The 22,632-nt window shown below is 37.5% G+C and carries 23 protein-coding genes; 15 read left to right on the top strand and 8 right to left on the bottom strand.

Features of this window, described 5'->3' with window-relative positions; genetic code table 11:
• The first annotated feature begins 94 nt into the window (after positions 1-94).
• The 3 genes from FFJ24_RS21860 (at position 95) to FFJ24_RS21850 (ending at position 3,592) form a co-directional block, all read left to right on the top strand.
• A complete protein-coding gene (locus FFJ24_RS21860) occupies positions 95-1,192 on the top strand; it encodes a Nif3-like dinuclear metal center hexameric protein (protein ID WP_138819263.1) in 1,098 nt (365 codons plus the stop codon).
• The gene (locus FFJ24_RS21855; RefSeq protein WP_121285379.1) at positions 1,192-1,935 is read left to right on the top strand and encodes a zinc ribbon domain-containing protein; all 744 of its coding nucleotides are present in this window, start codon (positions 1,192-1,194) and stop codon (positions 1,933-1,935) included. The genes FFJ24_RS21860 and FFJ24_RS21855 overlap by 1 nt, the downstream gene beginning before the upstream one ends.
• Before the next feature lie 169 nt (positions 1,936-2,104).
• Positions 2,105-3,592, top strand: a complete 1,488-nt coding sequence (locus tag FFJ24_RS21850) for a tetratricopeptide repeat protein (protein ID WP_138819262.1) — start codon at positions 2,105-2,107, stop codon at positions 3,590-3,592.
• Here the strand turns inward: FFJ24_RS21850 and FFJ24_RS21845 are convergent.
• The 3 genes from FFJ24_RS21845 to FFJ24_RS21835 form a co-directional block, all read right to left on the bottom strand.
• Complete coding sequence (locus FFJ24_RS21845; RefSeq protein ID WP_138819261.1) at positions 3,589-4,665, bottom strand: 3-oxoacyl-ACP synthase III family protein; 1,077 nt, start codon at positions 4,663-4,665, stop codon at positions 3,589-3,591. The two genes, FFJ24_RS21850 and FFJ24_RS21845, sit on opposite strands and share 4 nt — an antisense overlap.
• A 78-nt stretch (positions 4,666-4,743) precedes the next feature.
• Positions 4,744-5,394: a response regulator gene (locus tag FFJ24_RS21840; RefSeq protein ID WP_138819260.1), complete on the bottom strand. Its 651-nt coding sequence runs from the start codon at positions 5,392-5,394 to the stop codon at positions 4,744-4,746.
• The gene (locus tag FFJ24_RS21835) at positions 5,394-7,271 is read right to left on the bottom strand and encodes a 7TM diverse intracellular signaling domain-containing protein (RefSeq protein WP_138819259.1); all 1,878 of its coding nucleotides are present in this window, start codon (positions 7,269-7,271) and stop codon (positions 5,394-5,396) included. Before FFJ24_RS21835 ends, FFJ24_RS21840 begins: the two co-directional genes overlap by 1 nt.
• Positions 7,272-7,419: 148 nt before the next feature.
• Between FFJ24_RS21835 and FFJ24_RS21830 the strand changes: the two genes are divergently transcribed.
• Together FFJ24_RS21830 and FFJ24_RS21825 are read left to right on the top strand one after the other, a co-directional pair.
• Entirely contained in the window at positions 7,420-8,400 is a 981-nt protein-coding gene (locus FFJ24_RS21830) for a cell envelope integrity protein TolA (RefSeq protein WP_138819258.1), read from the top strand.
• Positions 8,401-8,437: 37 nt separating this feature from the next.
• A complete protein-coding gene (locus FFJ24_RS21825; protein ID WP_138819257.1) occupies positions 8,438-9,226 on the top strand; it encodes a serine protease in 789 nt (262 codons plus the stop codon).
• Positions 9,227-9,293: 67 nt separating this feature from the next.
• On the opposite strand, the gene FFJ24_RS21820 is transcribed toward FFJ24_RS21825, so the two are convergent.
• The 3 genes from FFJ24_RS21820 to rsfS all read right to left on the bottom strand — a co-directional run bounded on the left by FFJ24_RS21820 (position 9,294) and on the right by rsfS (position 12,420).
• Positions 9,294-9,938: an LUD domain-containing protein gene (locus FFJ24_RS21820; protein WP_138819256.1), complete on the bottom strand. Its 645-nt coding sequence runs from the start codon at positions 9,936-9,938 to the stop codon at positions 9,294-9,296.
• 63 nt (positions 9,939-10,001) lie between these two features.
• Positions 10,002-12,017 (bottom strand): ATP-dependent zinc metalloprotease FtsH, encoded by a 2,016-nt coding sequence (gene ftsH / locus FFJ24_RS21815; RefSeq protein WP_138819255.1) that lies wholly within the window; start codon positions 12,015-12,017, stop codon positions 10,002-10,004.
• Between the two features lie 28 nt (positions 12,018-12,045).
• Positions 12,046-12,420, bottom strand: a complete 375-nt coding sequence (gene rsfS, locus FFJ24_RS21810; protein ID WP_057930976.1) for a ribosome silencing factor — start codon at positions 12,418-12,420, stop codon at positions 12,046-12,048.
• Positions 12,421-12,464: 44 nt separating this feature from the next.
• Here rsfS and FFJ24_RS21805 point away from each other — a divergent pair, with 44 nt between their 5' ends.
• The 4 genes from FFJ24_RS21805 to pfkA all read left to right on the top strand — a co-directional run bounded on the left by FFJ24_RS21805 (position 12,465) and on the right by pfkA (position 16,516).
• Positions 12,465-13,241, top strand: coding sequence for a biotin--[acetyl-CoA-carboxylase] ligase (locus FFJ24_RS21805; protein ID WP_138819254.1), 777 nt, complete (start codon positions 12,465-12,467; stop codon positions 13,239-13,241).
• Between the two features lie 6 nt (positions 13,242-13,247).
• Positions 13,248-13,697, top strand: a complete 450-nt coding sequence (locus tag FFJ24_RS21800) for a protein-disulfide reductase DsbD domain-containing protein (RefSeq protein ID WP_138819253.1) — start codon at positions 13,248-13,250, stop codon at positions 13,695-13,697.
• A gap of 148 nt (positions 13,698-13,845) precedes the next feature.
• Positions 13,846-15,528, top strand: coding sequence for a protein-disulfide reductase DsbD (locus FFJ24_RS21795; RefSeq protein ID WP_138819252.1), 1,683 nt, complete (start codon positions 13,846-13,848; stop codon positions 15,526-15,528).
• Positions 15,529-15,532: 4 nt separating this feature from the next.
• Positions 15,533-16,516 (top strand): 6-phosphofructokinase, encoded by a 984-nt coding sequence (gene pfkA, locus FFJ24_RS21790; protein ID WP_138819251.1) that lies wholly within the window; start codon positions 15,533-15,535, stop codon positions 16,514-16,516.
• Between the two features lie 86 nt (positions 16,517-16,602).
• Here pfkA and FFJ24_RS21785 read toward each other — a convergent pair whose 3' ends face one another.
• Together FFJ24_RS21785 and FFJ24_RS21780 are read right to left on the bottom strand one after the other, a co-directional pair.
• A complete protein-coding gene (locus tag FFJ24_RS21785) occupies positions 16,603-16,926 on the bottom strand; it encodes a heavy metal-binding domain-containing protein (protein WP_090497467.1) in 324 nt (107 codons plus the stop codon).
• Positions 16,927-17,207: 281 nt separating this feature from the next.
• A complete protein-coding gene (locus tag FFJ24_RS21780; RefSeq protein WP_168202529.1) occupies positions 17,208-17,729 on the bottom strand; it encodes a 5'(3')-deoxyribonucleotidase in 522 nt (173 codons plus the stop codon).
• Between the two features lie 143 nt (positions 17,730-17,872).
• Between FFJ24_RS21780 and FFJ24_RS21775 the strand changes: the two genes are divergently transcribed.
• From FFJ24_RS21775 to FFJ24_RS21750, 6 genes are all read left to right on the top strand, one after another.
• Positions 17,873-18,433: a 30S ribosomal protein S16 gene (locus FFJ24_RS21775; RefSeq protein WP_138819250.1), complete on the top strand. Its 561-nt coding sequence runs from the start codon at positions 17,873-17,875 to the stop codon at positions 18,431-18,433.
• 121 nt (positions 18,434-18,554) lie between these two features.
• A complete protein-coding gene (gene rimM, locus FFJ24_RS21770; RefSeq protein ID WP_138819249.1) occupies positions 18,555-19,082 on the top strand; it encodes a ribosome maturation factor RimM in 528 nt (175 codons plus the stop codon).
• Between the two features lie 439 nt (positions 19,083-19,521).
• Positions 19,522-19,956 (top strand): hypothetical protein, encoded by a 435-nt coding sequence (locus tag FFJ24_RS21765; RefSeq protein ID WP_138819248.1) that lies wholly within the window; start codon positions 19,522-19,524, stop codon positions 19,954-19,956.
• Positions 19,957-20,058: 102 nt separating this feature from the next.
• A complete protein-coding gene (trmD, locus tag FFJ24_RS21760; RefSeq protein ID WP_056850557.1) occupies positions 20,059-20,733 on the top strand; it encodes a tRNA (guanosine(37)-N1)-methyltransferase TrmD in 675 nt (224 codons plus the stop codon).
• 138 nt (positions 20,734-20,871) lie between these two features.
• Positions 20,872-21,219: a 50S ribosomal protein L19 gene (rplS, locus tag FFJ24_RS21755; protein WP_057930964.1), complete on the top strand. Its 348-nt coding sequence runs from the start codon at positions 20,872-20,874 to the stop codon at positions 21,217-21,219.
• 70 nt (positions 21,220-21,289) lie between these two features.
• On the top strand, positions 21,290-22,465 hold the full coding sequence (locus tag FFJ24_RS21750) for a mechanosensitive ion channel family protein (protein ID WP_138819247.1): 1,176 nt from the start codon (positions 21,290-21,292) through the stop codon (positions 22,463-22,465).
• Positions 22,466-22,632: the final 167 nt, after the last annotated feature.

Raw genomic sequence — 22,632 nt, 5'->3', positions numbered from 1 at the left:
CCTGAGAACATCTAAGGAAAACGCTTTAGCTTATTGCTGTCTCTTTTAGCTTTGCAAATTTTCGAAACCTGCAGGCTTTATTTATATTTATCGAATGAAATTAGCTGAAATTACCAATTATTTAGAAAGCATCGCGCCGCTTAATTATCAGGAAGATTATGATAACTCTGGCTTGATTGTGGGCGATCCGAATATGGAAATCCGGGCTGCTCTGGTGGCTTTAGATTGCGTGGAGAAAATTGTAGATGAAGCCATTTCTACGGGCTGTAACCTCATCATTACCCATCATCCTATTGTTTTTAAAGGACTAAAAAAGCTGAACGGCAAAAATTATGTGGAACGTGTAGTGTTAAAAGCCATTAAAAACAACATTGCACTTTATGCCATTCATACCAATTTAGACAGCATCCACACGGGCGTAAATGCGAGGATCTGTGAACGTTTGGGTTTAACAGGCACGAAGGTGCTTTCGCCAAAGGCCGGATTGTTAAAAAAACTGGTTACTTATTGTCCACAGGCGCAAGCCGAGCAATTGCGTTCGGCATTGTTTTATGCCGGAGCGGGGAACATTGGTAATTATAGCGAATGTAGTTTCAATGCCGATGGTTTTGGCACATTTAAGGGAAATGAAGATTCAGACCCCTTTGTGGGTGAAAAAGGTATCCGCCACCGCGAAAACGAAGTAAGGATTGAAATGGTGTACCCTACCCAGGCCGAGCGCAAAATTTTGGTTGCTTTGTTCGAAAACCATCCTTATGAAGAAGTAGCTTACGATATCTATAAACTCGAAAATAAACACCAGTTGGTTGGTTCGGGCATGGTGGGCTGGCTGGAATATGATATGGACGGCTACGACTTCCTGCACCTGGTAAAAGACAGGATGCAGGCAAAAGTGATTCGGCATACAGAAGTAACTGGTAAAAGAATTAAAAAAGTGGCCGTTTGTGGTGGTTCAGGAAGTTTTCTTCTAAAAGAGGCCATTGCTGCCGGAGCGGATGCTTTTATTACCGCAGATTTTAAATATCACGAGTTTTTCGATGCAGAGGAAAAATTGATCATTGCCGACATCGGACACTTTGAAACTGAACAATTTACCTCGAATTTATTGCTTGAAATTATTCAGAAAAAAATTACTAACTTTGCAATCCGTTTAACGGAGCAAAATACAAACCCCATAAATTACTTGTTTTAATGGAACAAACCGTAGAACAAAAGCTAAAGGCTTTATACGAATTACAAAATATCCACACAAAAATTGATAAGATCCGCCAGGTACGTGGTGAATTACCAATGGAAGTTGCCGATCTTGAGGATGATGTTTTAGGATTAGAAACTAGAATTGCAAAAATCAAAGGTGAACTTGATGATCTTGAAGATTCGATCGTAACCCGTAAAAATACAATTAAAGATGCGCAAGCTGCCATCAAAAGATACGATACTCAATTAAAAGAAGTTAAAAACAACCGTGAATACGATGCTTTAACTAAGGAAATTGAGATTCAAGGTTTAGATATTCAGGTTTCTGAAAAGAAAATTAAAGAACACGGTTTCGAAATCACTTCTAAAACTGAAATTTACGAAGCAGCTAAAGCAGAGTTAGATGGCAGAAAGAAAGATTTGGAAGTTAAAAAAGGCGAACTGGATGTAATTACTGCTGAAACTGAAAAAGAAGAGCAAGATTTACAAAAGAAAGCAGATAAAGCTGAGCCTCAAATCGAAGAGCGTTTATTGGTTGCCTACAAACGTTTACGCAAAAATGCGGTAAATGGTTTAGCGGTAGTAACCATTGATCGTGATTCTTGTTCAGGTTGTTTCAACCAGATTCCGCCTCAACGTCAGTTAGATATCCGTCAACGTAAAAAAATTATCGTTTGTGAACACTGCGGTCGTATTTTGGTTGATGAGGCTTTAACTCACGAGGTAGCCGAAGGTTAATCCATCACGAAAAAAATAATTAAACGTCCCGATCTAATCGGGACGTTTTTGTTTATATCTGTTTTTTGCTCACACAAAACAAGAATCACTTTTTAGCGTTTAATGTAGATATTTGTTAACATCTGAAGCTGTTGCAGCAGCACAGAACCAAACCGAAATAGAATCCCTAATGAATAAAAGCTTCCGTTTTTTTTTAACCTCTGCCCTGCTCCTCTCTCCTTTGTTTTCACTTGCAAACTTCGATTTTAACAATAATTGCCTAAACGCTTACAAGAGCATTTTCGAACTAAAACTCGGCAACGCAAGAGCATATATCTCAACCGAAAAGAAACAGCATCCCAATAATTCCATTATCCCCCTTTTAGAAAACTATGTAGATTATTTTACGGTTTTAACTTCAGAGAGCAAAGCTGATTTTGATCGCTTAAAAGGCAATAAATCTACACGTTTAGATCAAATAAGTGATGATGATAAAAGTTCGCCATACTACTTGTATGCCCAGGCGGAGATCAATTTGCAATGGGCGCTCATCCGTGGACGATTTGGAGAATATTTTAATGCTGCAATGGAGGTTAAAAAAGCCAACAGCCTTTTGCAGGAGAACAATAAAAAATTCCCAAATTTTCACCTTAATTTAAAAGGCCTGGGATTGATTAATGCTGTTCTGGGCAATCTTCCGGATGGGGCTTTAAAAACAGCGCTATCTACTTTTGGAATCAAGGGAAATCTACAGAGCGGATTAAACATGTTTGAAAAACTAGCCGATAACTTACCAAAGTCATCGTACGAGCCTTTTTATGAAGAAGTGGTGTTTTATTACGCCTATGTATTAACAGATGTGGCACATAGCCCGCAGGCCTATGCCAAAACAATGAAATATACTGAAAGGATTGCCGATACCAGTTTATTAAAAAGTTATTTGCAAAGTTATGTGTGCATTAAAAACGGGCATAGCGAAGAAGCCATTGCCATTTTGGCGAAGAGGCCTGAAGGAGGCATTTATCAGCCTTTTCCTTATTTAGATTACCTGGAGGGCATTGCGCACCTGAACAAACTTGATCTTAATTCAGGGACGTATTTTAATCGCTTTTTGCAGACAACCAAGGGCGTTAACTTTGTAAAGGATGCTTACCTTCATTTAGGCTGGATCTCACTGCTGAAAGGGGATAAAGCAGGTTATACGGCATTGGCAGCTAAAGCAATTAATAACGGGTATACCTATATGGAAAAAGATAAGCAGGCGAAATCCGAAGCTGCTTCAGGAACGCCAACAATTGACCTGTTAAAAGCACGGTTACTGTTTGACGGTGGCTATTTAAGCAGGGCCTTGCAGATAATTGATGATAAAAAAGCAACAGATTATACTAACAGTAAAGACAAAACAGAGCTAAATTACCGTTTGGGTAGAATTTATGATGATTTAGGAAAAGATGATCAGGCATTAGCGGCTTATCAGCAGACCATAAATGAAGGAAAAAACCTGAAGTATTATTTTGCTGCAAATGCTGCGGTGCAAATGGGTAAGGTTTATGAAAGAAGGAAAAATATTGCGAAAGCGAAAGAGGCTTTCAATACCGCCATTGCCATGAAAAATCATGAGTTTGAAAGCAGTATTGAAAGCCAGGCTAAGGCCGGTTTAAAACGGCTAGCCAATTAGAAGCGGTATATAAAAGCATTAATGTGCATTCCTGCTCCTACTGAAGCAAAAACAGCTACATCACCAGCCTTAACTTTATATCCTTTCACTTCGCCTTTTAATACCAGATCCAACAAGGTTGGTACAGTAGCAACCGAACTGTTTCCCAGCCATGAAATCGTCATCGGAACTAAGTTTTCAGGGACGGTATCTTTACCATAAAGTTTAAATAAGCGTTTCATGATAGCAGTATCCATTTTTCCATTGGCCTGATGCACAAATACAATATTTACATCTTCAACGCTCAAGCCTGCTCTATCAATGGCCTTTTTAATCACCTGAGGAACCTGAACTACCGCAAACTCATACAGCTTACGCCCATTCATTTTTAAATAAAGGTTTCCATTGGTTTCATCAGGATGAGCGCTCTTGCCCATGGTTAATAAATTGCCATAGTTTACGGCGTGTGTTTCTGTTTTATGTGCCAGTATTCCTCTTTTTTCTGCTGATTCTTGAGCCTCGAAAATTACAGCGCCTGCACCATCCGAAAAAATCATACTATCACGGTCATGTGGATCAATAATACGGCTTAAGGTTTCTGCACCTATAACCATAACACGTTTCGCATCTCCGCTTTTAATATAGTAATCTGCCTGTATTGCACCCTGAACCCAGCCTGGGCAACCAAAAATGATATCGTAGGCAACGCAGTCCGGATTTACAATGCCTAATTGCTGTTTTACCTTTGAAGCTAAAGATGGCAAAATGTCAATACGGTTGCTACCCAAAGGGATATCACCAAAATTATGACAGAATATAATATAATCTAAGGTTTCTTTATCGATTCCTGCATTTTCAATGGCTTTTTCTGCGGCCTTAGCACCAATATGATTGCTTAACTGCTCAGGGCAGGCGTAACGTCTTTCTACGATCTCCGTAATTTCAGAGAATTTATCGATGATCTCTGAATTCTCTTTCTCTAATCGGTTACCATTCTCAAAAAACGTCGAATTTAAGAATTCACTACCAGAAATAATATTTTGTGGAATGTAACTCCCAGTACCGGTAATTACCGTATTTATTGCTCTGTTCATAATTATAATACCGCATACTAAAACGGTATGTAGTATAAAAATATCAATTATATTCGAGAAACGAAAATAAATTAAATATTAGCGGAGCTTATTTTCAAGCGCAAATTTTAATAATCCTGCTTTTCCGGTTACATTTAGCTTTTGTGCCATGTTTTTTCGATGTGTATCAACAGTGTTTAAAGCTATAAATAATTTTTGGGCAATTTGCTGAGAAGAGTAGTCTTCGCTGATCAATTGTAGGATTTCCATTTCTCTCGCTGTTAGGTTGTGGCTTTTTTGAAAATGATCTCCATCGTTAAATCCCGATGGCTGAACATTAGATTTTATTTTCTGGAAATATTTTTCACCGAGCTGCAAATTGGATATAATTTTAAAAAGAGTTTCTGCATCGGTATCTTTTTGAACGAAAGCCTTCACCCCTATACTTTCTAATTTTGCTGCTAATTTAACCGTATAGTACATTGATAATACCATAATTTTTACTGAAGGGAATAATTGTCTTACTTTTTCGGCAGCAATTTCTCCATCTAAAACAGGCATATTTAAATCCAGGATTAGAATATCCGGTATTTGGTGGTTTAAAAGGTGCAGAATTTCCTTTCCGTTTGATGCCATGCCGATTATCTTAAAGTCAGGTTGTTCAGAAAGGATGGCCGATAACCCTTCGGCAAATAGTTTATGATCATCTGCGATCATTAATGTGGTCGGTTTTTGTTCAATTGTGTCCATTATTTCAGCGGGATATCAATAACGATTGTGGTTCCATTTTGATTACTGTCTACCTGAATTTTCCCGTTCAAATAGCTTACCCTCGAGCGTATATTCTGCATACCTAGTCCCTTTTTATCCTCTTCCTGACTAAAACCAATACCGTTGTCTTCAGCCATGATATTGATCCTTTCATCAAAAGATAAAATCTGAATGGTCGCTTTGGTTGCCAAAGAGTGCCTGTTGATATTATTTACGAGCTCGTTAACCATACGGTAAATGGTAATTTCCATGGAGCTTTCGATGGGGTGTTCTACCTGGTAAACAAATTCGAAAGCAATTTTACCCGAGTGATTTAAGGTGATGAAGTTTTCTTTCAGGGTTTCAATTAAACCCAGTTGCTCAAAGTTTTTAGGCATTAAATTGTGCGAAATTTCCCTTAAGTCGGCACATGCCTTTTCAATCATGCTAATGGTTTGGTCGTAAAATATGCGGTCATTTTCTGTAAGTTTTAAAACTTTGTGCTGAAAAGCGGTGATATTTAGTTTTATAATGGAAAGCGTGCCGCCGAGGTCATCATGAAGATCGCGGGCCAAACGTGTGCGTTCATCTTCCTGAGCATTAAAAATGCCATCGGCGAGGTCTACCTGGTGTTTACTTTTTTCTTCCAGCAGAGTTTCTTTTTCTTTTTTTAAAAAATTATACCGCTGTGTTAGTGCAAAAGAAAGGAAAATAATTTCGGCTGTTAAACCTACCACCAAACCATTTGGCTTTAATAAATTAAAGTTGGTGAGCCCTAACGTATTAAAAACATAATTAAAAACACCAAATAATAACATCACGGTTGCAATAAAATAATACCAGCCCAACTTGTAGCCTGATCTTATTCTTTCTACCACACAAATAATAATAATGATTACCGTAAGGAGCGCAAGAAAATTGTTGATGTAAAAAACCGTTTTTTCTAAAAAAATAAATGATTTGAAGAGCATAAACACCGGAATGATCGACATGGCCCAGCAGAATCTTTTGTAATAGTTTGTAAAGCGGTATAACTTACTGTTTGAGCGATTTTGATTTACAAACAGTTGCATCACCTGGATTAACAGGCCACAGCTTAGTGATGCCATAATTAGGCGCATGTAGTCTTGAAGACCTGGCAGGTTCGGATAAAACCATTGAAAAGCCAGCCCTTCTTCTTCCAGGATAAAAACTAGGGTGCAAAAAATGTAAATTGCATAATATAGGTGAATGTTATCTCTAACAGAGGCAAACAGCAATAGGTTAAATATTACGGCAAAAACAAAAATGCCTGTATAAAATCCAAATAAGGTGTGCTGTGGAATTTCTGCCTGAATAATATCAACATCGCGTCCGATGGACATTGGCATATACATATTCTGTCCGCGTTTATCTGCCCATAAATAAAAAGTAGCTTTTTCATGAGGCGAAAGAACCATTGGATAAATGAAGCTTCTGTTGCGATAAGGACGTTGTTTAAAAGGGAAATGATCGCCTGTTAAGCCTAGCGGATAAATCTTTCCTTGCTCATCTACTTTAAACAACTGGAGTTTGTTAATACTTGAGCTCTGCTCCTTAAACATGAGGTGCACAGATTGATTTAAGGTATTTTCGATATCGAAAGCAACCCAATAATAAGATTGGGTGTAACCCTTACTAAAAACTTTGCCAGGTTTTAGCGGACTGAGTTTATTGGCCTGCTTATATTTTATGATAGAATCGATGTTCAGGTTTAAATCCCGATCCTCATAAAAGTAACCATGTTTACTGATATTAAATTTCTTGGCCGTGTCGATCAAAATTGGGTTGCCCTGCTGTGCAAAGCATACGCGAAGTGGATTTAGGAAAAATAGAAATAAGAAGAAAACTTTATTCATTGATGAGAGAATTAGTGGTAATGTTTGAGGTAACGCCTAATATTTAATAAATATAGTGTATAAACCATGTACTAAATATACCGAGTAAAGGGTATATAAATCGCTTTAATGATTGGGTATTTTTACAATAAATTAAACGAACTTAAAAATGAAAAATTTCTTAACTACTATTTTTTTCCTGTTTATGGTACAGCTAGCAAATGCGCAATCTCATGTTGCGAAAAGTCAATACCTCCGTTATAACTGTAGGTTCGCACCTAAGGGCTCTAACAATTCAGAGGGTAAAAACATGTGCCCGGCCTGTGCAAAAGAGGAAGAGGATGCAAGAAAAAAGAGCATAGCCGACGATAAAGCAGCTTATGAAGCAGGCAAAATTAGAAATGCAAAGCTTAAGGTCGAAAGGGAGGCAGACTTTAAAAAGAAACTGGCCGAAACGGCAGAGAAAAATAAAGTGACCGAAGTACGCGTAACGATGGGGAAAACGCCTGTAACAGCGAGCAAAAAGGCTGAAGTGCCCGTAAAAAAAGCACCATCTAAACCCACAAAAGATATATTGTTTTTTGCCGACTATCCAGGATCAATGTCGATGAGTGGTAAAAACTTAAACTACTTTTTGAACGAAAACGGCGATACGGTTTTAAAAAGCAAGGATTATGAAAGCACTTTCGCTGCTTATGGAGACAATAAAAATAATTTCCCTAAGAATATAGGAATTGTGATTTTGAATGAAGAAAACACCTTAACTAATGGTAAAACGAGAAATGTTGCAGATATAGTTGACCTGAAGGGAAAACGGCTTTTTAATGATAAGAGTATCAGTACAATATTTCATTTAATGAACGATTATTTCGTGATTGGCAGAAGCAAAGATTTTGGAGAGGATTCTAGCTGGGGTTATAATTACAGGCGAATTCAGGAAGTAGATATTTACAATGTAAAGACGAAAAAAACCATCACTTTGGATAAAGACCGCTCCAGAGTAGAACTTTATTTAACATTTGATCATCATAAACTGGAAGATGAAGGGTTAAAACCAGTGCTATCAAGAAGATATTCTAACTATGATGAAGATATATACTGCATCAATGCCGCAGGAGAGTTGGTAGTGAAAAGGTTTCAAGGTAAATAATAACTTTTATACGCCGTATCATCATAAATTAGAAGAAATGAAATATAAAGTATTAATATTCCTTAGTTTTATTTTGCTGCTTTTAGATGTAAAAGCACAAAACTGTTATCCTGATTCATCTAAGAGGGTACGTATTATGGATACCAATATTCCTAATGAATATACTTGTTATATGGAAATGACCAGGGGCTGGCATAAATATTATGGTTCTGGTGCGCTGATTCATCCAAGGGTAATGATTACGGCAGGGCATAACCTGGCCTACTTCCCTTTTGTAAAAAGAATTCCGTTTTTTCTTTTCAGGGGAACGAGAAAGGTCGATCTGTATTTTGGCTCGATAGATTCGGGACATTATACAACGAGTACCTCATTAAAGCTTAAAAAATGTAAAAACAAGTTTTTTAAGAGAGGCTATTGGATAAACTCAAAAATTAATAGGGATTTTTCGATCATCATATTGCCCGATTCCTCTATTTATAAAAAAGTTCGTGGGCATTATAAATTCGTTTCTGTTAAGCCGGATGAATTACAAGGAAGCGAATTGCATATAACAGGATCTCCCGGTGATCAAGACCTATTTGAAATGTGGACAGAGGGCACGAAAAATTTTTCGGTGGTGGATGCTTCTTTACATTATGATTTATATACGGTGGTAAGAAATAGCGGTTCTCCGATTTGGATAAAAGATAATAATAATGTACCTCAATTGGTCGGGGTACATTCAAGGGGTTTAGATCATTGTAATGGATCAGTTCTCATTAATGCCGAAACCTATAAACAGGTGGTCGAATGGTGTAAAAAATCAGGAATAAATTTGGAAAAATAATCCAGAAATTAGGCTCATATCGCTTACTTCACTGATTTGATGATCTCCAGTTGTATTAAAATAACTGTTAACTAAAATCATCAATTAAAAATACAAAAAGCTCTTTAGGTCCATGTGCACCTAAAACCAATGTTTTTTCGATATCGGCAGTTCTGCTGGGGCCTGTAATATTGCTGATCATCGATGGGATCTGATTACCATACTTGTTCTTCAATAACAGAAAAGCATCTTTAAGATCTAAAACCAACTGACTGGTTTTGGCGATCACAATGTGTTGATGTGGAAAAATGCTTAATCTCCTACCAGCAGCACCGCTATTGCTTACCATTACACTTCCGTTGCGGGCAACCAAAGCTTCGCAAAGGGTAATGCCCACTTCTGCCTGTTCAAAATCTTTATCGGTTTGGTAAAAAGGGAATTCGTATTTGCTTAAAAACTGCTGTATTTCTGGTTCCCAACAGTATATTTTCCGCCATTTATATTTATCGGCCAGCTGCAACATGTTTTCAAAAAAATCAATTCCATCCTCGCAGAAGATAAAATTACCGGATATAGCTGTAAGCTGTTCGGCAAATAATATCTCCAGCTCATCTGTATTTTTTTTATACAATGGACTTTCTTCTAAATTAGGATATGGGTTTTCGCGCTTCTCTAATAGTGCTTTCCTTATCTTTTTTAGTATTTGTTCTTTAGCTGTCGTATTATCCTTCATATAAAAAAAAGCTACCCTAATGATTAAATTAGGGTAGCAAATGTAATAATAGAAATTATTTATTTATGCCTCAACCGGAGTAATATGTCCGGGTGTACCACTTTCACCTTGGTTTTCGAATAAACGTTTTCCGAAAATCACTTCTAAATCGTCTTTAAATAAAACTTCTTTTTCGATTAAAATATCGGCTAACTGGATCAATTTATCTTTATTTTCTTCCAATAACTGGATGGCTCTTTGATATTGACCTTCAATTAACGCTGAAATTTCTTTATCGATAGTTAAAGCGGTATCCTCTGAATATGGTTTAGAGAAGTTATACTCGTTCTGACCAGAAGAATCATAATAAGTAATATTTCCTAACTTTTCGTTCAAGCCATAAATGGTAACCATTGCCCTAGCTTGTTTATTTACTTTTTCTAAATCGCTCAGGGCACCTGTAGAAATGGTATCGAACATCACTTTTTCAGCGGCCCTACCGCCCATTGTTGCACACATTTCATCAAGCATCTGGTGTGGACGAACAATTAAACGTTCTTCTGGTAAATACCAGGCTGCACCTAAACTTTGTCCACGTGGAACAATGGTAACTTTAACCAATGGCGCTGCGTGTTCTAACAACCAGCTTACAGTAGCATGGCCAGCCTCATGAATAGCAATAGCACGTTTTTCACTTGGTGTGATGATTTTGTTTTTCTTTTCTAAACCACCTACAATACGGTCAACCGCATCTAAGAAATCCTGTTTATCTACAGCTGATTTATTTTTACGGGCAGCAATTAATGCGGCTTCGTTACAAACATTTGCAATATCTGCGCCTGAGAATCCTGGCGTTTGTTTAGCTAAAAATTCTGTATCAAGCTCTTCTGATTTTTTAAGTGGAGTAATGTGGACTTCAAAAATTTGTTTACGCTCGATAACATCCGGTAAATCAACATAAATCTGTCTGTCGAACCTACCCGCTCTTAATAAGGCTTTATCTAAAACATCCGCACGGTTGGTTGCAGCCAAAATGATAACATGTGTATTGGTACCAAAGCCATCCATTTCAACCAAAAGTTGATTTAAGGTATTTTCACGCTCATCATTTCCGCCCATTACACCGTTTTTACCACGGGCACGGCCAATGGCATCAATCTCATCAATAAAGATAATACAAGGAGATTTATCTTTCGCTTGTTTAAACAAGTCGCGAACACGAGATGCACCTACTCCAACAAACATCTCTACGAAATCAGATCCTGACAGAGAGAAGAACGGAACCTGAGCCTCGCCTGCAACTGCTTTAGCCAATAAGGTTTTACCAGTACCCGGTGAGCCTACCAATAAAGCACCTTTCGGGATTTTTCCACCCAGATCGGTATATTTCTTAGGATTTTTAAGGAAATCTACAATTTCCATTACCTCTGTTTTTGCTTCTTCTAAACCGGCAACATCGTTGAAAGTAATATTTACCTGGCTTTCTTTATCAAATAAAGTAGCTTTTGATTTTCCGATACTGAAAATCTGACCGCCGCCGCCAGCACCACCGCCCATTCTGCGCATCATAAAAATCCAAAAACCGATTAAAAGCAATACGGGTAAAATGATGCTTAAAAACCAGCTTGCTAATGGATTGCTGCGGCTGGTTTTTTCAGCCAATATCCTAGGTTGGTTAGCAGGAAGATCTTTTTGCGAATCGGCAAGTTGTTTATCAAGCCCGTCCATCGTGCCGGCATTGAAAAATACAACAGGACTGGCTGCATTATTTACACTAAATGTGCTAGTGCTTTTGTATCCATCGTATATTGGTTTTTTTAAACTATCTTTTTTGATGTATACCTCTACGCGGACTAAATCGTCGGATTTATAGGCAACAACCTTCTGCACGTCACCTTTAAGTAACATCTGTTGCTCAAACTTTTGGTAAGTTACTTCCTTACCTCCGTCCGTAGTAAATAAAAACTGTGCTGCAATAATGGCTATGATAATGGCCGCATACACCCAGAAAATATTAAATTTCGATCCTTTTTGTGGTTTTTTAGGGATGTTTGGAATTCTTCTCCCCTGTTTTTCGTTGGTGTTTTGATTATCGTTCATTTGTCTTTGTCAAAATGGTTCTATTAGGTTATGCGCTTTGATAATTTGTGCTTTCTGCATCTCCCCAAAGTTCTTCTATGCCATAAAAGTGGCGCTTTTCTGTTTTAAAAATGTGCACAACCACATCGAAATAATCAAGAATAATCCAATCTGCTGATTCGAAACCTTCCTTATGTCTCGGATCGGCCTGAGTGGCTTTATATATTTCTTTTTCTACACTATCGGCAATAGCTTTTACCTGAGTACCGGAGTTGGCACTTGCTATAATAAAATAATCAGCGACTGAAGTATGAATATTTCTAAGATCTAACCGCACTATATCTTCTCCTTTTTTTTCCTGTATGCCGTGAACGGCTAACTCTGAAAGGTATGTAGAAAGGGCTACTATTTTCTTTTTTACCATTAAAATGCTTTAATTTTGGAATTACAATATTATAAATTCAACACTTGCAAAATAACACTTTTTCGACACTATTTGTTGGTCAAAATTTAATCAAATTAAAAGAAGTTGATTCTACGAATAACTTTCTAAAAAACTTGGTGTCAAAATCCGAGCCATTAGCTGAAGGGACTGTAATTATGGCAGACAATCAGTTTGCCGGAAGAGGACAGCAGGAAAGCGTTTGGCAAACCCAGGCGGGTAAAAATATTAGTACAAGTATTTATTTAAAGCCTTCTTTTTTGCCACTTGATAAGCAGTTTTATTTAAATATTGCCGTTAGTTTGGCTGTTAGTGATGCCTTAGCTTATTTTGTGCCGGAGGGAATAAAAGTAAAATGGCCCAATGATATGTATTACCATAATAAGAAATTAGGCGGGATATTAATCGAAAATACACTGACAGGCAGTTCTTTTAAATCATCAGTAGTTGGCATTGGCTTAAATGTAAATCAATCAGAATTTTCTGAAAGCATAAGCGAGCGAGCCACTTCCATCATTCGAATTTTACAAAGAGATGTACCTTTAATGGATATTATGGATAAAATATTCATTTTTATGGAAAAATACTACTTAATTTTGAGGGAAGGGAAATACAGTATTTTACAAAATGATTACCTTGCGAGGCTGTATAACTATCAGGTTTCTGCGTTATATAAACATAACGGCGAGGTTTTTGAAGGAATCATTAAAGGAGTTGAAGATAACGGTAGACTAAACGTTGATACAGAAAAAGGTTTAAAAATTTTTAACTTTAAAGAAATTGAATTTACACACACAAAATAAACACAAATGAAAAAAATCACCCTGGTGCTTTCGATGGTACTTTTTACCATTGCTGGCGCATTCGCTCAAATTGAAAAACCGGTAACGTGGGCTTACTCTGCAAAAAAAGTAAGTAAAACTGAAGCTATAATTTATTTAAAAGCAACAATTGATGACAGATGGCATATTTATTCTCAGAATGTGAAAGACGGAGGGCCGGTAAAAACTACTTTTACTTTTACCCCTTCTAAAGATTTCAGCCTTGTAGCTAAAACAATTGAGCCTAAAGCTATTGTTAAATATGAAAGCACTTTTAAAATGAATGTAAGTTATTTTGAAAAAGCGGTAATTTTTCAACAAAAAATTAAGCTAAACAAAGCAACTACAGTTGTTAAAGGCGTGGTAGAGTTTATGGTTTGTAACGATAAACAATGTCTTCCGCCAGAAGAAGTTGAGTTCAGTATTCCGGTTAAATAGTTGACATCAAAATATTTGCAAACAGTCCCGGGTTTTCGGGACTGTTTCTTTTTAAAGTAAAATCTACAAGGTGTTGTGGTTTAAAAAAAATGGTTTCTAAAATTATTCTTAATTTCACGGATTCAAAATACACACACAAAACACACAAATGAAAAAGGTTTTATTATTGTTGTTAATGGCTACAATGTTTATTGCATTGCCAGCCATTAAGAGTTACGCCCTCGTAACACAAGATACCACAGCAACCGCTCCTCCTGATGATATTGTTTTTACCGAGGTTGGTTCAGCACAGGATAGTGCTGCCAATATGCAGGTAAAAACGGAAAAAGATACCCTTAAAAAAGATGCGGTTAAGGCAGGAAAAACTACGGTAACTGGAAAAGATGCTCCAAAACAATCACTTTGGGTAACCTTTGGTTTGGGCCTTTTGGCCGGTATTGCTGCTTTTTTTCTTCCATGTATTTTTCCGATGGTTCCGCTTACTGTCGGTTTCTTTACCAAAAGAGCCGAAAGCAGGGCAAAAGGAATCAGGAGTGCTATTATTTATGGTTTATCGATTATTGTAATTTATGTGGGTTTAGGCGTAATTATTACCTTGATCTGGGGCGCCAGTGCATTAAATGAAATATCGACCGATGGATTTTTTAATATTTTCATCTTTCTTATCCTAATTGTTTTTGGCGTATCGTTTCTAGGCGCTTTCGAAATCACGCTACCAAGTTCGTTTGTAAATAAACTCGATGCAAAATCGGATGCTAAAGGTTTAAGCGGAATCTTTTTTATGGCTGCAACCCTGGCAGTTGTTTCCTTTTCTTGTACAGGGCCATTAATTGGAACATCTTTGGTCGCCATTAATACCGATCTGTTAACACCAGTTATCGTCATGTTCGGCTTTTCGCTATCATTGGCGTTAATTTTTACCATGTTTGCTATTTTCCCAAGTTTAATGACGGGACTACCAAAATCAGGCGGTTGGTTAAACTCAATTAAAGTTTTTCTGGGGTTCCTAGAGTTGGGTTTATCATTAAAATTTCTTTCAACAGCCGATCTGGCCTATCACTGGGGAATATTGGACCGGGAGATATTCCTGGCGATATGGATTGTACTGGCCTTAATTTTGGGTGTTTATTTATTGGGAAAAATTAAGTTTTCTCATGATAGCGACCTCCCTTATATTTCTGTGCCAAGATTATTTATTGCAACAGCAACTTTTGTGTTTGCCATTTATCTCATCCCAGGTTTATGGGGAGCACCTTTAAAAGCTGTAAGTGCACTGGTCCCCCCGCTATCTACCCAGGATTTTGTAATCGGACAAGATAGTGGTGGCGGATCAAACCAAACGGCAGCAACTAGCCATGCTAAACGTAAATATGCTGAATTCCTGCACATTCCGCATAATATTGATGGTTTTTTTGATTATCAGGAAGCATTAGCTTATGCCAAAGAAGTAAAAAAACCGTTATTTCTCGATTTTACCGGACATGGTTGTGTAAATTGCCGCGAAATGGAAGCCAGGGTTTGGTCTGACCCAAGAGTGCTTAAAAAATTGAAAGAAGATTATGTGGTGGTATCGCTTTATACGGATGATAAAACCAGTTTACCTGAAGCAGAACAATTTGACTCTAAAATTTTAGGCACAAAAGTGAATACCGTTGGTAAAAAATTCAAACATTTGCAGGCCGAAAGATTTAATACTATTTCGCAACCATATTATGTACTTTTGGGGACTGATGAAAAAGAATTAGTTTCTCCTCCTATTGGAGTAGAATTTGATATAGATAAATATTTGCAATATCTGGATAATGGATTATCAGGATTTGCCAAGAAATAAACAAATGAATAAGATTAAAAAAATTGGTGTTTTAACCTCTGGCGGCGATTCGCCAGGGATGAACGCTGCAATTAGGGCCGTAGTAAGAGGCTCTATTTACTATGACATTGAAGTAACTGGTTTTATCCGTGGCTACGAAGGGCTGATCAACAATGATTTTATCCCTATGGACCGCAAATCTGTAGCAAATATTATCCAGCGCGGAGGAACCATTTTAAAAACCGCACGCAGTGAAGCTTTTAGAACCGTTGAGGGCAGAAAACAAGCTTATGAAAACCTGAAAGCTAAAGGCATTGATGCTTTAGTGGTAATTGGTGGTGACGGAACATTTACAGGTGCCAATATTTTTTCTAAAGAGTTCGATTTCCCGATTGTAGGTTTACCAGGAACAATTGATAATGATTTGGCAGGTACCGATTTTACTATCGGTTATGATTCTGCTATCAACACTGTTATTGATGCGGTAGACAGGATCAGGGATACGGCCGAATCGCATGACAGGCTTTTTATTGTGGAAGTGATGGGTCGTGACTCCGGATTAATTGCTTTAAGAAGTGGAATAGGCGTAGGTGCTGAGGCCATCATGATTCCAGAGGCAAACATGAACGCCGATGACATTCTACATAAATTAGAGCATAGCCGTAAAGATAAAGCCTCAAAAATTATTATTGTTGCAGAAGGTGATGATACAGGAGGTGCATTTAAGGTTGGCGAAATTTTGCAGGAAAAATACCCGCACTACGATACAAAGGTTTCAGTTTTAGGCCACATTCAGCGGGGAGGTAAACCAACTTGTATGGACCGTGTATTGGCAAGTCGCTTAGGTGTTGCTGCTGTAGAGGGTTTAATTAGTGGCGAAAGCGGCGTAATGGCCGGGCAGGTAAACCGCGAAATTATTTTTACCCCTTTCGATCATGCCATTAAACACATTAATGCAGAAAAAGTGAGTGCCAAGTGGCTTAAACTTATTGATATACTTTCGTTTTAAAACAGAAACAGCATATAAAAAGAAAAGTCTTTCCCGCACCGGAAAGACTTTCTTGTTTTTGCTTAGTTTTCGCAATAAGCAATTTCTTAATCTGCTAAAATTACAGCAGTACCATTGGCGCTTACCATGAGCATGCTGCCTCCGCTGCCCACAGTTTCATAATCTAAATCTACACCAACAATTGCGTTTGCGCCTAATGCGGCTGCGTACTGCTGCATTTCGTTAACTGCAGTATCTTTACCCTCTCTTAAAACGCGTTCGTAAGAACTCGATCTGCCCCCTACTATATCTGTTATGCCTGCAAATAAATCCTTAAAAATATTTGCACCAATAATGGTTTCTCCGGTTACTAAACCAATATACTTTATAATTTTTCTGCCCTCAACCGTAGGCGTTGTGGTTACTAACATAGTTTCAGTTTTTTATCATTAGAACAAAATTTTAAAAAAATGTTACATTTTTTCGAAAGAGGAAAGATTAGCAACGATTGCTCTTAAGCTATGCCCAAAAAATTTATGCCCAAAAATTAATCAAAGGAAATATATTGATTGACAACTTTAACTTTTAGGAAATGAATGCATAGATGGATTAAACCACTATACTTGCATCGTTATTTTTATGCAATTAAAATGAAATCTATTATGAACATTAGTTGAACGCTCCATTGAGGTTGAAATGCCTTGATGTAGATTTATAATAACAAACCCGCGACCTCTTCCCAGTTATTTACGCGTTCGTATTCAGTTACCAGTAAATTATGTGGCGAAGTAAACAACAGCGGCCGACCTGTAAAATTTATAAAGTTTTTGGTGCGGTCGTCGATAATGATGTCGACGTTTACAATTTTATTTCCACAGAACATGATGTGCTGCCAATCGATGAAAGAAAAATGTTCGGCCAACCAGTCGTACTTATCAACTAATGAATTACGGAATTCCATCGCCGCTGAAACAATATACACATCATATTTTTCCTGTAAAGCTTTAATTACCCGTTGGCTATCTGCAATAACTTTAAGATCGCGGAAAAAACCGGGCTCATTTATATATTCGAACCATTTTTGGTTTGCCTCCTGGGGCACATGGTGATAAATTTCGTTTCCGGCATCAATCTTTAAATCAAGCGGAACATTTAAATCACGGTTATACAGTTTAATAAATTTTCCAACGGCATCGGCAATCACCTCGTCCATATCAATCGCAATTCTTTCCATTTGTATCTGCAAATATTTTGGCGCAAATATCCTGAAAACAAAGAAATTAAACTATGTTTTTAATTTCCAGTATTTTAGTTATCTTTGCAGCCCCGCAGCATGCAGCTCCGGGAACTATGTTGAATACATAAATACAAAAGAAAATGGCAACTAAAATCAGATTGCAAAGATTCGGGAAAAAAGGTAAACCTTTTTTCCACGTTGTGGTAGCAGATTCTCGCTCTCCACGTGATGGTAAATTTATTGAGCGTTTAGGTTCTTACAACCCAAATACCAATCCTGCTACCATCGAAATTAACTTCGAAAAAACTTTAGCTTGGGTTAACAGTGGTGCACAGCCAACTGATACTGCTCGTGCTATCCTTTCTTACAAAGGTGTTTTATACAAAAAACACTTAGAAGGTGGTGTTAAAAAAGGAGCTTTAACTCAAGAACAGGCAGATGAAAAATTTACAGCTTGGTTAGATGCTAAAGCGGGTAAAATTTCTGGTAAAACAGAAGGTTTAGCTACTTCTAAAGCAGATGCGCGTAAAGCAGCATTAGCAGCAGAAGCTAAGAAAAAAGAAGATAAAGCAGCAGCTATCGCAGCTAAAAATGCACCAGTTGCAGAAGAGGTTGTTGAAGAAGAAGCGCCAGCTGTTGAGGCTGAAGCAACTGAAGAAGCTCCTGCAGCAGAAGCTACTAAAGAAGAAGGCGCAGAATAATTTTAATTATTTTGTCTCATAAAATAGCGTTCCGGATATTCGGAACGCTATTTTTTATTAATACCCCCTGCCCCTAAAGGGGGGTGTTAATAAGTCCCCTTTAGGGGATTTAGGGGTGGGTATGAAACACGAAGAAGCATTTTATATAGGTTACGTTACCAAAACGAGGGGTTTAAAGGGAGAAGTTCAGGTGTTTTTCGAATTCGATGAATATGAACAACTCGAATTTGATGTGGTTTTTGCCGATATGAATGGTAAACTCGTTCCGTATTTTGTAGCTTCAACAAAGCTACAATCCAATAAAACAGGCTACTTTAACTTTGATGATGCCGATCATATTGATAAAGTGCAACCGCTATTAAAAAAGAAGTTGTACCTGCCTCTTTCGAAAATGCCCGAACGCGAAGAAGGAGAATTTTTCTATACCGACTTTAAAGGTTATTTAGCTATAGATGAAACTTTGGGCGAATTGGGCGAAATTTTGGAAGTAAACGAATATCCACAGCAATTTGTAGCTACGGTGATTTATAAAGAAACTGAAATTCTGTTCCCGCTAAATGAAGATTTTATTGTAGAATACGACGAGAATGAAAAAATCCTCACCCTCGATTTACCTGAAGGTTTGCTGGACATTTATCTCGAAAACTAAAAATATTTTCCTTATTGATTTACCCGACCCTTGGGATTAGCGGGATTCTTCACTCAATGTTGTGGTTTTTCAAAGCAAGCTTAGCAAGACGCCGAAAAACCATTCCCAAAAAGATGCGTCCGCACGGTAGGAACAAGTACAAGGTAATGGCTTGTTAATTTTGTAGTATTAGGTTTGTGGTTTGGCAATCAGGAGGGTATTTACACCCCCACTAATTTTAATTGTTAAATTTTACTACAGACCTTATGCGGGTTCAAGACAGACAATCAATAACCATCGAATCAGGGAAGTATATTCCATCAACCTTATTGGCGCTAAAAAAAGGCCCTGGTTTTTGATAAGCCTGTTGAGGAAATATTTGAACTAGAAGAAGGTGATTAACAGTGTATGTTTTTAGAAGAAAAATTATTAATTTAGATTTCATTCTAATCAATTTAACATGCTCAAAAGAATATCAAAAATTGCAGTAATTTTCTTTGCAGTACTAACTATCTTTTCCTGTAAAACCGTACAACAAGCTAATTTAAAAGAAATCAAGCCTTTTGTTGGCATCTGGAACGATACCAGTAATCCGGGCTGTAAAGTCGTTTTTAAAGCAGATGGAAGTTTTTATAATATCGCCAAAGAAGGTGGTGTACAGATCATCACGCATAGTGGCACATTTAAAATTTTATCCAGCAACATGTATGTACTAAATATTTCGGATGCAAGGACCGATGCTACTTATGATCTTAAAGGCAGGCAATATGCAAACTATTACACCTTGAGCAATGACCGGAAAACGATGAAAGTAAGCGGTGTTGTTGACGGACGGAACGGTAGGAAGCCGTTGCAGTGGGCGAGCGATCTGGTAAAGGTTAATACGTTGGATTAATATTTACCAAAATGAGTTTCTATAAGGGCCAAAATTGATATTGAGCATAGCAAAATTCGACTTCGGGCTAAAGACTTCAGACTAAAGACTTACCTTTGCCTCATGCGTTTCGATATTATAACAGTTCTGCCCGCTTTATTAGAAAGTCCTTTTGCTCATTCTATTTTGCAACGTGCACAAAAAAAAGGTATAGCCGAAATTGTTGTGCATAACCTGAGGGATTATGCTACTAACAAACAAAAAAGTGTAGACGATTACCAATATGGCGGAGGCAGCGGTATGGTAATGAGTATCGAGCCTTTTGCAGCCTGCATTGAAAAACTTCAGGCAGAAAGAGAGTACGATGAAATTATTTTCATGAGTCCCGATGGTGTTACTTTAAACCAGAGCACAGCCAACGAACTCTCTATTAAAAAGAACATCATTATTTTGTGTGGCCATTACAAAGGCATAGATCAGCGTATACGTGATATTTTTGTAACAAGAGAGATCTCTGTTGGCGATTATGTTTTAAGTGGAGGAGAGCTGCCTGCTGCAATTGTGGTAGATGCTGTGGTGCGCTTAATACCTGGTGTTTTAAATGATGAAACCTCTGCCCTATCTGATAGTTTTCAGGGAGAACTGCTTGACGCACCGGTTTATACCCGTCCGGCAGATTGGCGCGGACATAAAGTGCCCGATGTTTTATTAAGTGGCCACGAGGCAAAAGTGAACGAGTGGAGACACGAACAGGCCTTAGAACGGACTAAAACCCGCCGTCCTGACCTTTTGGAATAGAAGCAATTAACACAATCGAATGTGGAATTCATAAAGAATGTGGAAAAAATTAAAATAGGTTTTTTTTTCTCAAAAATAATCCCTAATATTGCAATCCGATTTTCACGGGATGAAATATCGATTTAATAGCTTAAAATCATGGATTTAGTAAAATTTGTTGAAGAGCAGGCCATCGCGAAAAAAGATTTTCCTGCGTTCAAGTCTGGCGATACAGTGAGCGTACACTATAAAATTCGCGAAGGTAATAAAGAACGTGTTCAAATTTACCAAGGTGTTGTAATACAACGTAACAGTGCAGGTGCTAACGAAACCTTTACCGTTCGTAAAATGAGCAACGGCGTTGGTGTTGAGCGTATTTTCCCTTTTAGTTCTCCAAACATTGAGAAAGTAGAAGTGAATAGCTATGGTAAAGTTCGTAGAGCGAAATTGTTCTATTTACGTGCTTTAACTGGTAAAGCTGCTCGTATCAAATCTTTGAGAAAATAATATTCTTTATTATAAGATATAGCCTTCACGATTAATTTCGTGGAGGTTTTTTTGTTTATACCTTTGTTAAATGTTAGATTCTGCTTTTTTCGACCAAGTTTTTTGGGGTAATACCATAAAAGCCTATTTCCTTTTCGGAGGTATACTCTTTTTTGGCTTAGTTTTCAAAAATATTGTTTCCAAGCTCTTAAGCAAGTTGTTGTTTAAACTTTTCAGAAACTTTTCAAATCAATCACACAACGATGCTTTTGTTGCGCTACTTGTAAAGCCCATAGAGGTTTTTATTCTGTTAGCTACGCTTTACCTTTCTATCAACCAGTTAAAGCATCCGTTAGAGGTAGCAGTATTCCATTACAGTAAATTAATCGGTAAGGTTAAAGAGTTGATCCCGGTAACCATTGGGGATTGTATTGACCGGATATTTTTGTTTGGGATCATTTTATCTGTTTTTTGGATTATCTTAAGAATAATCGACTTTATTAGCCACGTTTTGTTATATAAGGCATCGCTTACTGAAAATAAAGCCGACGATCAATTGGTACCCTTTTTAAAAGAACTGTTTAAAACGCTTGTAATCTTTATTGGTTTTTTTACCCTTTTGGGTTTTGTTTTCGAGGTTAATGTATTGACGCTGATTACCGGACTGGGTATTGGTGGTATTGCCATTGCTTTGGCCGCTAAAGAGAGCTTAGAGAACTTAATTGGTTCATTCACCATCTTTTTAGATAAACCTTTTACCGTTGGCGACCTGGTGAAGGTTGACGGTGTGGAAGGCACTGTAGAAAAGGTAGGTTTCAGAAGCACAAGGATCAGAACTTCCGAAAAAACCATGGCTACCCTACCCAATAGAGGTATGATAGACGGTGTTTTAGAAAACCTTTCCTTGAGAAATTCGCGTAAGGTATCATTTGTGATTGGACTTACGTACGAAACCAGTTCAGATTCTTTAAGAAAAATTATCACCGAAATTGAAAGTTACATCAATAATCACGAGGGTACCAGCAATGATGGAAACGCCTCTTTTAAAAGCTTTGGCGATTCGGGTTTGAATGTTGAAGTTAATTATTTTGTAACGGTACTTAATTATTCCGAATTCCTTAAAATCAGGCAGGAAATTAACCTGGAGATTATGGATATCGTGATTCGTAATAAATCGGATTTTGCTTACCCAACACAACGTTTAATCAGCGACAGGCCACTTGGCAACGCAGCAGAAAAAGAAGTCGGTAATGATGCTACGGATTAGCGCTGCTCCCGTGGTTTGTGTCTCTGAATCCCAGGTTTTCTTACCTATAGACCTCTGCGTCAATTCAATGTAGTGATTTGTAAATCATCAATGATAAACAGATAAAATTATTTCGTTTTTTGGAAAGCAAGGCTTGCGCAATGATTAACGTGTGTTCCTGCTATCCA

This window comes from Pedobacter sp. KBS0701, assembly GCF_005938645.2.
GTDB lineage: Bacteria > Bacteroidota > Bacteroidia > Sphingobacteriales > Sphingobacteriaceae > Pedobacter.
The sequence above is the reverse complement of the archived record's forward strand: the minus strand, read 5'-3'. Positions and strand labels throughout refer to the sequence as shown.

Excerpts from the sequence above, each read along its gene's own strand:
- FFJ24_RS21795 (WP_138819252.1), top strand. The coding sequence starts at position 13,846 with ATGAAAAAGGTTTTATTATTGTTGTTAATGGCTACAATGTTTATTGCA.
- FFJ24_RS21780 (WP_168202529.1), bottom strand. The coding sequence starts at position 17,729 with ATGGAAAGAATTGCGATTGATATGGACGAGGTGATTGCCGATGCCGTT.
- FFJ24_RS21785 (WP_090497467.1), bottom strand. The coding sequence starts at position 16,926 with ATGTTAGTAACCACAACGCCTACGGTTGAGGGCAGAAAAATTATAAAG.
- rsfS (WP_057930976.1), bottom strand. The coding sequence starts at position 12,420 with ATGGTAAAAAAGAAAATAGTAGCCCTTTCTACATACCTTTCAGAGTTA.
- pfkA (WP_138819251.1), top strand. The coding sequence starts at position 15,533 with ATGAATAAGATTAAAAAAATTGGTGTTTTAACCTCTGGCGGCGATTCG.
- FFJ24_RS21850 (WP_138819262.1), top strand. The coding sequence starts at position 2,105 with ATGAATAAAAGCTTCCGTTTTTTTTTAACCTCTGCCCTGCTCCTCTCT.
- trmD (WP_056850557.1), top strand. The coding sequence starts at position 20,059 with ATGCGTTTCGATATTATAACAGTTCTGCCCGCTTTATTAGAAAGTCCT.
- FFJ24_RS21825 (WP_138819257.1), top strand. The coding sequence starts at position 8,438 with ATGAAATATAAAGTATTAATATTCCTTAGTTTTATTTTGCTGCTTTTA.
- FFJ24_RS21840 (WP_138819260.1), bottom strand. The coding sequence starts at position 5,394 with ATGGACACAATTGAACAAAAACCGACCACATTAATGATCGCAGATGAT.
- FFJ24_RS21750 (WP_138819247.1), top strand. The coding sequence starts at position 21,290 with ATGTTAGATTCTGCTTTTTTCGACCAAGTTTTTTGGGGTAATACCATA.
- FFJ24_RS21765 (WP_138819248.1), top strand. The coding sequence starts at position 19,522 with ATGCTCAAAAGAATATCAAAAATTGCAGTAATTTTCTTTGCAGTACTA.
- FFJ24_RS21835 (WP_138819259.1), bottom strand. The coding sequence starts at position 7,271 with ATGAATAAAGTTTTCTTCTTATTTCTATTTTTCCTAAATCCACTTCGC.
- FFJ24_RS21860 (WP_138819263.1), top strand. The coding sequence starts at position 95 with ATGAAATTAGCTGAAATTACCAATTATTTAGAAAGCATCGCGCCGCTT.
- ftsH (WP_138819255.1), bottom strand. The coding sequence starts at position 12,017 with ATGAACGATAATCAAAACACCAACGAAAAACAGGGGAGAAGAATTCCA.
- FFJ24_RS21800 (WP_138819253.1), top strand. The coding sequence starts at position 13,248 with ATGAAAAAAATCACCCTGGTGCTTTCGATGGTACTTTTTACCATTGCT.
- rimM (WP_138819249.1), top strand. The coding sequence starts at position 18,555 with ATGAAACACGAAGAAGCATTTTATATAGGTTACGTTACCAAAACGAGG.
- FFJ24_RS21820 (WP_138819256.1), bottom strand. The coding sequence starts at position 9,938 with ATGAAGGATAATACGACAGCTAAAGAACAAATACTAAAAAAGATAAGG.
- FFJ24_RS21845 (WP_138819261.1), bottom strand. The coding sequence starts at position 4,665 with ATGAACAGAGCAATAAATACGGTAATTACCGGTACTGGGAGTTACATT.
- FFJ24_RS21855 (WP_121285379.1), top strand. The coding sequence starts at position 1,192 with ATGGAACAAACCGTAGAACAAAAGCTAAAGGCTTTATACGAATTACAA.
- FFJ24_RS21775 (WP_138819250.1), top strand. The coding sequence starts at position 17,873 with ATGGCAACTAAAATCAGATTGCAAAGATTCGGGAAAAAAGGTAAACCT.
- rplS (WP_057930964.1), top strand. The coding sequence starts at position 20,872 with ATGGATTTAGTAAAATTTGTTGAAGAGCAGGCCATCGCGAAAAAAGAT.
- FFJ24_RS21830 (WP_138819258.1), top strand. The coding sequence starts at position 7,420 with ATGAAAAATTTCTTAACTACTATTTTTTTCCTGTTTATGGTACAGCTA.